Raw genomic sequence first — 12,752 nt, 5'->3', positions numbered from 1 at the left:
GTCAGGCCGGACGAATGTGCCCGTCGCCCTGCACGATCCACTTGGTCGAGGTGAGTTCCCGCAGCCCCATCGGGCCGCGGGCGTGGAGCTTCTGGGTGGAGATGCCGATCTCGGCTCCGAAGCCGAACTGCTCACCGTCCGTGAACGCGGTGGAGGCGTTGACCATGACGGCCGCTGCGTCCACCCGAGCCGAGAACGCCCGTGTGGCAGCGAGATCCGATGCCACGATCGCCTCGGTGTGTCCCGTGCCGTACCTGTCGATGTGCGCGACGGCGGCATCCAGGTCGTCGACGACGGCGAGGGCGATGTCGTCGGACAGGTACTCGTCGGCCCAGTCGTTCTCGGTGGCCGGAACGAGACCGGGAAGATCGCCGTGGACACGTACGCCGTTGTCCGACAACGCCTGCACCAGACGCGGCACCGCCACGTCGGCCACGGCGGCGTCGATCAGCACCGTCTCCGCGGCGTTGCACACGCTCACTCGACGTGTCTTCGCGTTGAGCAGGATGCGCTCGGCCATGTCGAGGTCCGCGGACGCGTGCACGTAGACGTGGCAGTTGCCGACACCGGTCTCGATGGTGGGCACCGTCGCGTCGCGCACCACCGCCGAGATGAGGCCGGCCCCACCGCGCGGGATGACGACGTCGACGAGTCCGCGAGCCCGGATGAGGTGCGTGACCGTCGCTCGATCCTCGCTGGACAGGAGTTGGACGGCGTCGGCGGGAAGGTCCAGCGCCGACAGGGCCGCCCGCAGAACACCCACCAGCGCGGCGTTCGATCGCGCGGCGGAGGACGACCCCCGCAGGAGGACGGCGTTGCCCGACTTCAGAGTGAGCCCGAACGCGTCGACCGTGACGTTGGGCCGGGCTTCGTAGATCATGCCGACGACGCCGAGCGGCACCGCGAGCTGCCGGATCTCGAGTCCGTTGGGCAGGGTCCGACCCTCGAGGAACTCCCCCACGGGATCCGGCAGAGACGCCACCTGGCGCAGTCCGGCGGCGATGCCGTCGATGCGGTCGGGGGTCAGCCGCAGTCGGTCGAGCTGCGAGGGCGGGGTGCCGGACGCCTCGGCGAGTGCGAGGTCCTCGCTGTTGGCGGCGAGGATCGCGTCGGCGGAGGCCAGGACGGCGTCCGCCGCGGCGTGCAGCGCGTCGTCCTTGCGCGCGGTCGTCAGCAGAGCGAGCGCGCGCGCGGCGGCCCGGGCGCGGGCAGCAGCGTCGTGCACGTCCGCTTCGAGAGCATCGGGGGTGGACACCTCGGCGCTGGTGGTGGCAGTCACGCCGTCCAGGGTAGGTCACGCTCCCACCAGCCCGTACGCCCGAGCGCACCCGGGACGATCCGGCCGACGGGAATGATCGCCCGGCCCGATTGTTCGTTCATCCTGAGCGCTGTCGTCGTGGACGGCGCGCGTGTCGGACGAGACGAGGAGATGACTGTGAGCCTGCTGTTCGAGCCCTTGACCCTGCGTGAGGTCACCTTTCCCAACCGGGTGTGGATGTCGCCGATGTGCCAGTACTCGGCGGACGCGGAGGGACCCTCGACGGGCGCGGTCACGCCGTGGCACCGGACTCACCTCGTCTCGCGTGCCGTCGGCGGCGTCGGCCTGGTGATGACCGAGGCGGCGTCGGTGAGCCCGGAGGGCCGCATCACGCCGTGGGACCTCGGCATCTGGAACGACCAACAGGCGAACGCGTTGGCCGAGGTGGTCACCGAGATCCGGCAGCACGGCAGTGTGCCCGCGATCCAGTTGGCCCACGCCGGTCGCAAGGCGTCCACCGACGCACCGTGGCGTGGCGGAAAGCCGCTGGCGGCGGACGACTCCCTCGCGTGGGAGACGGTCGGACCCAGCGCTGTCGAGTTCGGCCACTACCCGGCTCCGCGCGAGATGACGACCGCGGACATCGACAAGGTCGTCGACGACTTCCGCTCCGCCGCGGTACGCGCGCTGGCCGCCGGCTTCGACGTGGCCGAGGTGCACGCGGCGCACGGTTACCTGCTGCACCAGTTCCTGTCCCCGGCCAGCAACCACCGGACCGACGAGTACGGCGGCAGCTTCGAGGGTCGTATCCGCCTGACCCTGCGCGTGGTCGACGCGATCCGCGAGGTGTGGCCGGCCGACAAGCCCGTCTTCGTGCGCGTGTCCGCGACCGACTGGACCGGCGAGGAGCGCGGCGTCGACTCCGAGGCCTGGACGCCCGACCAGACCGTTCTGCTCACCCAGCAGCTCGAGGATCACGGTGTCGACCTCGTCGACGTCTCCACGGGTGGCAACGTCGCGAAGGCGTCCATCCCCGTCGAACCCGGCTACCAGGTGCCGTTCGCCCGGCGCATCCAGAGCGAGACGCGCATCCCCGCGGCCGCTGTCGGACTGATCACCGAGCCCAAGCAGGCCGAGGACATCATCGGGTCCGGCGAGGCCGTGGCCGTGTTCCTGGCGCGCGAACTGCTACGCGACCCCTACTGGGCCCGTCGTGCGGCACGCGAGCTCGGCGCGGACATCACCCCGGCCACACCTCCGCAGTACGAGCGGGCGTTCTGAGTCAGCGCTCGCGCGAGAACGACCATATGACCGCGGCCACGAGCTCGAGGGCGAGTCGCGCGGGTACCGGGTTGGCCGGCTCGATCATCGCCTGGGCCATCGCTCCTTCGTAGGCGGCGACGACACCCCGACCGAGGGTGTCGTCGTCCACCGCCACCTCGCGCCCGTGGATCGCGAGACCGTGAATGATCATGGGACGCAGGGCGTCACGGAGCGCGGCCCGGTGCCCGGTCACCACGGCCGCCAGCCCCGGGTTCCGCGCCGCGTGGGCGCCGAACTCCGCCATGAGTACGTGCCACGACACGTCGCCGACCAGTCCGCTCAGCGCTGCCACGACGATCTCCTCGAAGGACCGTCCGTCGGACGCGTCGTACTCCAGGGCGTCGACCACTCCGCGTACCCGCGTGATCAGTCCCGACGCCTGTCGCGTCCACAGTTCGAGAAAGACCTCGTCCATCGACGAGAAGTTCGAGTAGAACGCTCCGCGAGTGAATCCCGCTCGCTCGCAGATCTGTTCCGGGGTCGATCGCCCGAAACCCCGTTCGACGAACACCTCGAGGGCGCCGTCCAGCACTCGCTCGCGAGTCTGTGCTCTGCTGCGAGTGGCGGTCCTGCCTGTTCTCGCGGTCACGTTGCCTGAAGTCGCCGCCATGATGCACTATCGTATCGAACGAGACGATACAGATGTGTATCGGTCACCCGAGAACTTGCCGACGGAAGGCCCGCCATGTCCCCCGAAGCCGCTGCGCCCGCATTCCGGCGCCCCACCACCTGGGTGCTGCCGGTCGTCGCGGTCTCCGTCGTCATGTCGCTGCTCGCGGCGCTGTACCTCGGCGGCATCCTCGACCCCAAGGAGAACCTCCGCCACTTCCCGGTGGCACTGGTGGTCAGCGACGAGGGCGACGTGCTGCCGAACGGTGAGCAGGCGAACCTGGGGCAGCAGATCGGCCAGGGCATCGCGGACGGCATCGACGCGGAGAAGATCGATCTGAAGCAGGTCGGTATCGCGGAGGCGCAGAACCTCCTCGCGAACGGCGACGTCTACGGCGCGATCGTCGTGCCGAGCGACTTCACCAAACGAGTGTCGATCCTGACGCAGGCCTCCGTCGTGGCGGGCGACATCGAGCGACCCATCGTGACGATCATGACCAATCCGCGTGCCGGCACACTCGGTTCCTCCCTCATGACCACCATCGGCGACACGGCGCTCGACTCCGCGAACGGCACTCTGGGAGAACGACTCACGACGCAAGTGATCGAGGCACTGCCCGCGGGCGCCACCCTCTCCGGGGCCGCGGCCCTCACACTGGCTGCGCCGGTCGACATCGTCGTCACTCCCTACGACCCACTTCCGGACGGCACGGGGCTCGGGCTGTCCGCCTTCTACTACGCCCTGCTGCTCGTGCTCGCCGGATTCACCGGCGCGATGATCGCCAGCGCTCTCGTCGACGGCGCACTCGGCTTCGTGCCGCTCGAGTTCGGCCCCACCTTCCTGCAGCGTCGCCGATCCACCGACAGTCGCCTGCGCGTGCTCGCCGCGAAATGGCTCACGATGGTGGTGATCGGGTTCGTGGTGTCCGGTCTCTACGTCGCGATCGCCACCGCACTGGGCATGCCGATCCCGAATGCGCTGGGTCTGTGGCTCTTCGGAGTGCTGGCGATCTCGGCCGTCGGGATCACCGCGGTGTCGGTGCTGTCGATCTTCGGCACTCCGGGGCTGATCCTCAACCTCGTCGTCTTCGTGATCCTGGGCCTGCCGTCCGCCGGCGCCACCATCCCGATCCAGGCGTCACCTGCGCTCTTCGGGTGGCTCGCCCAATTCGAACCGATGCATCAGGTGTATCTCGCCGTGCGCTCGATCCTCTACTTCGACTCACGCTGGAACTCGGGTCTCGCCCACGGACTCGGCATGACGCTGCTCGGGCACGTCATCGGCCTGGTCCTCGGCGCTCTGGTGATCGCGATCTACGACCGCAAGGGATACGACCGGACGCCCGCGGTCACCGGGTCACCCGGCGACGAACCCGAGGGACTTGTCGACGACGTTGCGCAGCGGTCGGCCGGCCGCGAATAGTTCGGCATTCTCGGCGAAACCGGAGTAGAGCCGGTCGCGCCACCCCACGGTGTCACCGCTCATGTGTGCGGTCAGCAGCACGTGGTCGAGGGTCCACAGCACGTGCTCGGGTGGCAGCGGCTCGGTGTCGAACACGTCGAGGGCAGCTCCCCCGACGTGGCCGCTGCGCAGAGCGTCGACCAGCGCGTCGGTGTCGAGCAGTTCGCCACGACCCACGTTGATCACGCGCACCCCGGGATCGGCCGCCGCGAGAACGTCGCGGCCGACCATGCCCCGTGTCGACGGTGTCAGCGGTGCGATGAGAACGAGGTAGTCGGCGCCGGGTACCACCGACGCGAGATCCGTACTGGCGTAGACGGTTCCGAAATCCGCATCACCCGTGCGAGCCGTCCGTCCGACCCCGGCGACGTCCATACCGACGGCACGCAACATGCGCGCCGTGGCCCGGCCGATACTGCCCGTTCCGATCACCAGAGCTCGACGCCCCGCGATGTTCTCGGTCTCCCGGCGCAACCATCGCGCCTGTCGGCCGAGTTCGACGGTGCCGCGCACGTCCTTCGCCAGAGCGAGCACGGACGCGAGCACGAACTCGGCGATCGGCACGTCGAACACCCCGCGCGCGTTGGTCACCACGACGTCGGACGCCGCGAGGTCGTCGAACAACAGCTTGTCCACCCCTGCTGCGGCGACGTGCACCCATTCGAGTGCGGAGCAGCGCGACCACTGGTCCCGGAGCGCCGACGAGAAGAAGTCCCACAGCAGGACCGCCTGCGCGCCGTCGACCGCATCGCCGAACGTGTCGGCGGTGGCATGCCGCACCTCGTACGAGGTGTCGAGTTCCTGCACCCGGTCGGGAAGGAGTCCGTCGTGCAGGACGGTGATGATCGGCCTCGCTCCGCCGTTCGTGCGGGAGGGGCTCACGGTCGCTGCTCCGTCATCAGTCGAGCGTAGGCCCGGGAGAGGCGAGCGACCTCGAGCAGGTCCACGGACTCGTCGGGCTGATGGGCCTGCGCCTCGAGATCACCGGGACCCAGCACGATGGTGGGCACTCCGAGGTCACGGGCGACGAACCCCCCGTCGCAGGACGCCGTCCACACCGCGGTCGACGGGTCCGGCGCACCCGTGGAGCGCAGCGCCGCCAGCGCCGACTCGACGAGCTGGCTCGACTCGTCGGTGAGGAATCCTGGCATCTCCATCTCGACGTACGCGTCGACGTCCAGATCAGTAACGGGGCGGACCCGGCGGAGCAGGTCCGCGACGACGGCGTCCACGTCGTCGTCCGGCAGCAGGCGGCGATCGATCTCCAGCCGGCAGCGGCCCGCGACGATCGACGGTCCGGTCCCACCGTCGATCCGGCCGACGTTCCACGACGCGGCGCCGAGCACCGGGTGCGGCACGGTGGCCAGTTCCGCGTGCAGCCCGTCGATCTCGCCCACGACACGGGCCGCCGCGACCACGGCACTGCGACCGTTCTCGGGCCGGCCGGCATGCGCGCTCCGACCGGTGACGGTGAGCACGATGTTCGCCGCTCCGCGGCACCCGACGATCACGGTGCCGGCCGTGGGTTCCGCCACGACGCATCCCGTGAAGGCCGGAGGCCGGCCGTCATCGACCCTGAAGGCCGGAGGCCGGCCGCCATCGACCGTGAAGGCCGGAGGCCGGCCGGTCTGGTCGGTACGGTCGGACACCCATGCCCGGATGCCCAGGCCCGTGTCCTCCTCGTCCACCACGCAGGCGAGTGTCACGGTGCGCGCCGGGACCACACCGCGCCGGGCCAGTGACCCCATCGCGGCGAGTACAGCGGCGAGACCACCTTTCATGTCGCAGGCGCCGCGTCCCACGATCCGACCGTCGTGCACCCGCGAGCGGAACGGGTTCCCGCTCCAGCCCTCCCCGGCGGGCACCACGTCCGAGTGCCCGAGGAACAGCAGGCCCGGGCCGGGCTCGCCGGGAAGGACCACCTCGACGTTCGGCCGCCCCGGCGACGCGTCGGTGACGACGGTCTGCAGACCGAGACTCTCTGCGATGCGGCAGATCTCGGCCACCACGGCGGACTCGTCGGGACCGGCGTCGATCAGCGCTCTCGTGATCCGCTCGACCGTCGCGACGTCGGTCGACGCGCGATCCTGCTGGAGGTCGGCCGCCGTCACAGTTCGGCTCGGGCCGCGTCCAGCGCACCCGCCAACCGCTGCACCCCGACGTCGATGCGCTCGGGCGTCGAGGACGCGAAGCACAGTCGCATCGCATCGCCGAAGAGGCCGTTCGCGGACAGCGCCGGACCCGGGATGAAGGCGACACCGTGCGCGAGTGCGATCTCGAACAGCCGCCGCGTGTCCACAGCGGCGTCGTCACCCACCAGCGTGACCCACAGGAAGAAACCGCCCTCGGGATCGGTGGTGCGCACCCTCCCACCGAGGTGCCGCTCCAGGCTCGTCTGCATCGCGATCTTGCGGGGCAGGTAGATGTCCGCGAGGGACGCCAGGTGCTCGGTGAGCAGTCCCTGTCGCAGGAACTCGGCCACGATCCGCTGGTTCGGCACGTTGGTGCACGTGTCCATCGCCTGCTTCGCGTTGATGATCAACCGGCGAGCGGCGGGGTCCGCGTCCACCCACCCGACGCGCAGACCCGGGGCGATGAGCTTCGAGAACGTGCGTACGGAGAACACGAGCGGGTCGTCGGGAGCGAGCGCTCGCAGGCTCGGAACCGGATCTCCCTGGAAGCGGAGGTGGCCGTAGGGGTCGTCGTCGAGCACCACGGCGCCCCACTCGCGGGCGAGTTCCAAGAGCGCCAGTCGGCGCGGCAGCGACATGGTCGTCCCGGACGGATTCTGGAACGTCGGGATGGTGTAGATCATCGTGGGCAGTCGGCCCGCGCGGGCGACCGACTCGGGAAGCGCCTCGACGATCAGCCCGTCGGAATCCATCGGCGCCTCGAGGATGTCGCCACCGTAGCTGAGCACGGTCGCGGTGCCGTTCGTGTACGTCGGGCTCTCGACGATCACCAGATCGCCGGGGTCGACGAACAGCGTGCACGCGAGATCGAGCCCCTGCATGCCACCCGACGTGATGACCAACCGATCGGGAGACGTCGGTTCACCGAAGGCGTCGCAGAAGGCCACCAGCTGCTCGATCAGAGCCGGATCACCCTCTGTCGCACCGTAGTCGAAGGCATCTGCGGTCAGGACCCGGCCCGCGATCTCCGCCATCGCCGCGTGCGGAACCGCCTCGGCGGCGGGCGATCCCATGGCGAAGCGCACGATGTCGTGCTTCTGCGCGGCGAGCAGCGAGGTCGACGAGTCGATCATCGACCCGACGAGGTGATCGGTGCGCAGCGCCCACGGAAGCGTGGTCGTCTCGTACGTCTGTGCGTGCATGTCCGTCACTCCTTGACTGTCAGGCATCGCGGGTAGGCGGTGAAGGTGTCGATACCGGTGTCGGTGACCACCACTGACTCGGACACCTCGTATCCGTAACCGTCGAGCCACATACCGCCGATGACGTGGAACGTCATGTTGCGCTGCAGGATCGTGGCGTCGTCGCTGCGCAGGCTGATGGTGCGCTCGCCCCAGTCCGGCGCGTACGCGATGCCGATCGAGTACCCGATGCGGGAAGGCTTGTGAAATCCCGCCCGGCCCAGTTCACGGTTCCACGTCGCCGCGAGGTCACTGGTCTGCACTCCGGGCCTCATCTCCGCGAGCACGGCTCCGAGTGCGTCGTCGGTGGCGGCGGCGAGACCGGCCATGCGCGGGTCCGGTCGCCCGAGCGAGACCGTCCGCGCCATCGGGACGTGGTAGCGGCGGAACACCCCGGTCAGTTCCACCACGGTCGACTCCCCGTCCCGGAACGGCCGGTCGGTCCAGGTGAGATGCGGGGTGTCCGCACCCTCACCGGTGGGCAGCATCGGAACGATGGCCGGGTGGTCGCCGCCGAAGTCGTCCGTGCCGCGCACCTGCGCCGCGGAGATCGCCGCGGCGGCGTCGCACTGGCGCACACCGACGGCGATCGCGTCCATCGCGGTCGCCATGGCGCTCTCGCAGATCGCCGCCGCCCCGCGCATCAGCTCGATCTCGGTGTCCGACTTCACCGATCGCACCCAGTTCACCAGCTCACGCGAATCGACGAACCGGTACTCCGGCAGGCACTTCACGAGTGCTTCGAACGCCTTCGGGCTGAAGTAGTAGGAGTCCATCTCGAGCCCCACCTGGCCGTGCTCGAAGTTCGAGACCAGGCTCAGTCCGCGCAGCGTGTCGGCCACCCAGACGAAGGGATGGGTGTCCGGCCGTTGGACCAGGGTCTCCGGATAGCCGAACACCTGGTCGTCGGGAAGCCACGACGTGCGTGAGGCGCCGTGCGCGTCCATGGCGCGGGCGAAGAACAGCATGTCGCCCTCGGCCGGCACGAAGAGCACCTGCGGGGTGTAGAACGACAGGGCGTTGTAGGCCGTCAGATAGTAGATGTTCGACGGATCGGTGATCATGAGCGCCGCGAGACCCCGCTCGGCCATGACGGCACGCACGGCAGCGAGGCGGGAGCTGTGTTCGGCCGTACTGATCGTGTCGATCATGCTGTACCCCTGACAGTTTCGAGGTTATCCGGGTTCCTGGAGCGAGCGTAGGTGCTCGCACCCACGGGCGCAGCGCGAGTGACTACGCGGTCTCCGCCGACTCACGTAGCGACGCCGTCAGATCGTGCACGGCGGTGTCCATGTGTTCGCGCAGAGCAGGTTCGAGCCGGGCCCAGTCCTGCGCTCGCAGCAGATCGACGAGCAGCGTGTGCTCCTCGATCAACGCGTCGGGCCGGTGGTACGCGGTCTCGAGGTTGGCCATGCAGATGCGGGCCTCGGCCGCGAGCGTCGCGTACATCCGGCCCATCCGGCTGTTGCCCGTCGCCGCGACCAGTGCGGTGTGGAACGCGAGATCCCGCTCCGCCACCGACCGCCAGTCGCCCCGGTCGATGGCCGGCTGCATCTCGACCACGATGCGCGACAACGCGTCCGCGACGCGTCCGGAGTCACCACGCCGCAGAACGGTGAACGCGGCACCGATCTCGATGGCCGCGCGCGCCTGGTAGATCTCGGCGACGTCGGACTCACCCAGCTCGACGACGAAGACGCCGCGATTGCGGAAGGAGACGAGCAGCCCCTCCTGACTCAGCCGCTGCAGCGCCTCGCGAACGGGTCCGCGGGAGACGGCGAGTTCGGTCGCGACCGTCGCCTCGTGGACCTGCTCCCCCGGTGCGAACGATCCGTCGATGATGCGCTCGCGCAACTGGTCCGCGATGACGATCGACGTGGTGCGGGCGTCGAGGGGTGTCAGCCGTCGAGTGGCCGTCACAGCGTCCGCCCCGGCCGACGCGGCACGGCGAAGTACTTCACCTCGAGGAACTCGTCGATGCCGAGACGCCCGCCCTCACGCCCCAGTCCGGACTGCTTGACCCCGCCGAAGGGTGCCGCGGGGTTGGACACCAGCCCGGTGTTGAGACCGACCATGCCCACTTCGAGACGCTCGCCCAGATCGAAGGCCCGGTCGACGTCGCGAGTGAACACGTAGCCCACGAGACCCCACTCGGTGTCGTTGGCGATGCGCACCACCTCGTCCTCGTCGTCGAAGGTGATGATCGCGGCGACCGGCCCGAAGATCTCGGTGTGCACGATCTCGGCGTCGGGTGGAACGTCCACCAGCACCGTCGGAGGGTAGAAGTATCCCGGCCCCTCCGGCGTGGCACCGCCGGTCAGGACTCGCGCCCCGCGTCTCACCGCGTCGTCGACGAGGCGCTGCACCTTCGCGCGGCCCTCCGCATCGATCAGCGGGCCGACCCGGACACCCTCGTGCGCACCGTCTCCCACGGTCAGCTCGGCCATCCGCGCGGTCAGCTGCTCCGCGAAGGTGTCGACGACGGACCGATGGACGAACAACCGGTTGGCGGCGGTGCAGGCCTCCCCCATGTTGCGCATCTTGGCGATCATGGCTCCGTCGAGCGCCGTCCCCAGATCGGCGTCCGCACAGACGACGAGGGGCGCGTTCCCGCCCAGTTCCATCGACGTCCGCATGACGGTGGACGCCGCCTGGCCGAGCAACAGCCTGCCGACGGCGGTGGAGCCCGTGAAACTCAGCTTCCGAGCCACACCGCTGCGCAACCACGGTTCGACGACGCCACCCGCGTCCGAGGTCGTGACGATGTTGAGGACGCCGTCCGGCAGTCCGGCCTCCTGAAAGATGCGGGCCAGAGCGAGCGAGGTGAGCGGTGTCTGTTCGGCCGGCTTGAACACCATGGTGCATCCGGCGGCCACAGCGGGCCCGATCTTGCGGGCACCCATGGCAAGCGGAAAGTTCCAGGGCGTCACCAGCACACACGGTCCCACCGGTACTCGTGTGACCACCATGCGCGTCGACCCGTCGCCGGTCAGGGTGTGATCGCCGGCGATGCGGACGGCCTCCTCGGAGAACCAGCGAAGGAACTCGGCTGCGTAGGCGACCTCGCCGCGCGCCTCGGCGAGCGGCTTGCCCATCTCGGCGGTCATCACGGCGGCGAGGTCCTCCGTCCGCTCGACCACGAGGTCGAACGCACGGCGCAGCACGACGCTCCGCTCCCGCGGCGACGTCGCCGCCCACGCAGACTGGGCGGCGCTCGCGGCATCGAGCGCCAGAGCGGCGTCGGCGGGCCCCCCGTCGGCGACGCGCGCGATGGTCTCGCCGGTGGCAGGGTTCTCGACGTCGAACGTGCGGCCGTCCACCGCGTCCCGCCATCGACCACCGATCAGAATGCTGCGATCGGCCACCGGCACGGGTCGGTCGACCGTCGTCGTCACGACCGAACTCCCAGCGCCGCGTCGCACGCCTCCGCGATGCGCTCGAGTCCCAGCTCGACCTCGTCCCGCGTCACCACGAGGGGCGGGATGATGCGCACCACGTTGCCCAGCGCACCGCACGTCAACAACAGGAGATCGCGGTCCAGAGCTGCCTTCTGCAGAGCGAGCGCGGCGCCCGGATCGGCGTCCCCGGCGTCGTCGACGAACTCGAATGCCGCCATCAGACCGAGCCCGCGGGCATCTCCGATCTCGTCGTGCCGAGCCGCGATCTCACGCAGTCCACCGAGAAGCTGCTCCCCGCGCAGACGGGCGTTCTCCACCAGGCCCTCGTCCTCGACCACGTCGAGCGTGGCGACGGCGGCCGCCGCGGCCACCGCGTTCCCGCCGTAGGTGCCGCCCTGCGATCCCGGCAGGGCGGTACTCATGAGGGCGGTCGAGGCGGCGATCGCGGAGATCGGGAAGCCGCTGGCGAGACCCTTGGCCGTGATGAGAACGTCCGGGGTGGAATCGGAGAACTGGTGACCCCAGAACTTCCCCGTGCGGCCCACTCCCGCCTGGACCTCGTCCACGATGAGCACGATGCCGTGCCGATCGGCTCGCTCTCGGAGTCCGTCCAGGAACGCCGGCGGGGTGGGAAGGTAACCACCGTCGCCCAGGACCGGCTCGATGATGAACGCCGCGGTGTCGGCGACGGCGGACACGGTCTGCAGCAGGTAGTCGAGCTCGCGCAAGGCGAAGGTCACCGCGGTGTCGAGGTCCCAGCCGTATCGGAACGCGTACGGGAACGGCGCGATGTGGACGCCGCCCATCATCGGAGCGAAGCCGGACCGGAACTTGGTCCCGGCTGTGGTGAGTGTCGCCGCGGCGACGGTGCGACCGTGGAAGCCGCCGTGGAACGCGATGATGTTCGGGCGGCCGGTGGCCATGCGCGCCAGACGAATCGACGCCTCGACGGCCTCGGACCCCGAGTTGGCGTAGAACACGCTGTCCAGGCCGACCGGCAGGACGGTGCCGAGCTTCTCGGTCAACTCGAGCAGAGGCGTGTGCATGACGGTCGTGTACTGCGCGTGGATGATCTTGCCGACCTGCTCGCGCGCCGCCGCGACCACGCGCGGATGGCAGTGTCCGGTGCTGGTCACGCCGATACCCGTGGTGAAGTCGAGGTAGCGGCGCCCGTCGGTCCCGGTGATCCAACTTCCCGACGCGTGATCCACGACGATGGGTGTGGCCTGCTTCAGGGCGGGCGACAGCCGAGCGGTGGGAGCACTGGTGGAGGCGTCGGCTGTTCGAGGCACGAATGCTGCTGCAGTCATGCCCTCACTGTCGAGGACG

At 69.6% G+C, this 12,752-nt stretch carries 11 protein-coding genes; 2 read left to right on the top strand and 9 right to left on the bottom strand.

Translation table 11 applies throughout. The features are described 5' to 3' along the window. Position 1: 1 nt before the first annotated feature. Complete coding sequence (locus BR07_RS0112210; RefSeq protein ID WP_027505692.1) at positions 2-1,279, bottom strand: glutamate-5-semialdehyde dehydrogenase; 1,278 nt, start codon at positions 1,277-1,279, stop codon at positions 2-4. A gap of 156 nt (positions 1,280-1,435) precedes the next feature. On the opposite strand from BR07_RS0112210, the gene BR07_RS0112205 reads away from it, so the two are divergent. Further along, a complete protein-coding gene (locus BR07_RS0112205; RefSeq protein ID WP_027505691.1) occupies positions 1,436-2,539 on the top strand; it encodes an NADH:flavin oxidoreductase/NADH oxidase in 1,104 nt (367 codons plus the stop codon). A 1-nt stretch (position 2,540) separates the two neighbouring features. Here BR07_RS0112205 and BR07_RS0112200 read toward each other — a convergent pair whose 3' ends face one another. After that, entirely contained in the window at positions 2,541-3,191 is a 651-nt protein-coding gene (locus BR07_RS0112200; RefSeq protein WP_027505690.1) for a TetR/AcrR family transcriptional regulator, read from the bottom strand. 75 nt (positions 3,192-3,266) lie between these two features. Here BR07_RS0112200 and BR07_RS24350 point away from each other — a divergent pair, with 75 nt between their 5' ends. Continuing rightward, entirely contained in the window at positions 3,267-4,613 is a 1,347-nt protein-coding gene (locus BR07_RS24350) for a DUF3533 domain-containing protein (protein ID WP_081821249.1), read from the top strand. On the opposite strand, the gene BR07_RS0112190 is transcribed toward BR07_RS24350, so the two are convergent. From BR07_RS0112190 to BR07_RS0112160, 7 genes are all read right to left on the bottom strand, one after another. Next, entirely contained in the window at positions 4,548-5,534 is a 987-nt protein-coding gene (locus BR07_RS0112190; RefSeq protein ID WP_037185708.1) for a D-2-hydroxyacid dehydrogenase, read from the bottom strand. The two genes, BR07_RS24350 and BR07_RS0112190, sit on opposite strands and share 66 nt — an antisense overlap. After that, the gene (locus BR07_RS0112185; protein ID WP_027505688.1) at positions 5,531-6,763 is read right to left on the bottom strand and encodes a M20 family metallopeptidase; all 1,233 of its coding nucleotides are present in this window, start codon (positions 6,761-6,763) and stop codon (positions 5,531-5,533) included. The genes BR07_RS0112190 and BR07_RS0112185 overlap by 4 nt, the downstream gene beginning before the upstream one ends. Then, positions 6,760-7,986, bottom strand: a complete 1,227-nt coding sequence (locus BR07_RS0112180) for an aminotransferase-like domain-containing protein (RefSeq protein ID WP_027505687.1) — start codon at positions 7,984-7,986, stop codon at positions 6,760-6,762. The genes BR07_RS0112185 and BR07_RS0112180 overlap by 4 nt, the downstream gene beginning before the upstream one ends. Positions 7,987-7,991: 5 nt before the next feature. Beyond that, positions 7,992-9,176, bottom strand: coding sequence for a M24 family metallopeptidase (locus BR07_RS0112175; protein ID WP_027505686.1), 1,185 nt, complete (start codon positions 9,174-9,176; stop codon positions 7,992-7,994). An 82-nt stretch (positions 9,177-9,258) separates the two neighbouring features. After that, on the bottom strand, positions 9,259-9,945 hold the full coding sequence (locus BR07_RS0112170) for a GntR family transcriptional regulator (RefSeq protein ID WP_231476313.1): 687 nt from the start codon (positions 9,943-9,945) through the stop codon (positions 9,259-9,261). Further along, on the bottom strand, positions 9,942-11,420 hold the full coding sequence (locus BR07_RS0112165; protein ID WP_051613385.1) for an NAD-dependent succinate-semialdehyde dehydrogenase: 1,479 nt from the start codon (positions 11,418-11,420) through the stop codon (positions 9,942-9,944). Before BR07_RS0112165 ends, BR07_RS0112170 begins: the two co-directional genes overlap by 4 nt. Then, positions 11,417-12,733: an aspartate aminotransferase family protein gene (locus BR07_RS0112160; protein ID WP_027505683.1), complete on the bottom strand. Its 1,317-nt coding sequence runs from the start codon at positions 12,731-12,733 to the stop codon at positions 11,417-11,419. The genes BR07_RS0112165 and BR07_RS0112160 overlap by 4 nt, the downstream gene beginning before the upstream one ends. Positions 12,734-12,752 lie beyond the last annotated feature (19 nt).

The sequence above is a fragment of the Rhodococcus sp. UNC23MFCrub1.1 genome (assembly GCF_000686025.1).
Classification (GTDB): Bacteria; Actinomycetota; Actinomycetes; order Mycobacteriales; family Mycobacteriaceae; genus Rhodococcoides.
Note: the sequence above shows the minus strand (reverse complement) of the source record. Positions and strands in the feature narration are given on the sequence as shown.

Excerpts from the sequence above, each read along its gene's own strand:
- BR07_RS0112200 (WP_027505690.1), bottom strand. The coding sequence starts at position 3,191 with ATGGCGGCGACTTCAGGCAACGTGACCGCGAGAACAGGCAGGACCGCC.
- BR07_RS24350 (WP_081821249.1), top strand. The coding sequence starts at position 3,267 with ATGTCCCCCGAAGCCGCTGCGCCCGCATTCCGGCGCCCCACCACCTGG.
- BR07_RS0112180 (WP_027505687.1), bottom strand. The coding sequence starts at position 7,986 with ATGCACGCACAGACGTACGAGACGACCACGCTTCCGTGGGCGCTGCGC.
- BR07_RS0112175 (WP_027505686.1), bottom strand. The coding sequence starts at position 9,176 with ATGATCGACACGATCAGTACGGCCGAACACAGCTCCCGCCTCGCTGCC.
- BR07_RS0112160 (WP_027505683.1), bottom strand. The coding sequence starts at position 12,733 with ATGACTGCAGCAGCATTCGTGCCTCGAACAGCCGACGCCTCCACCAGT.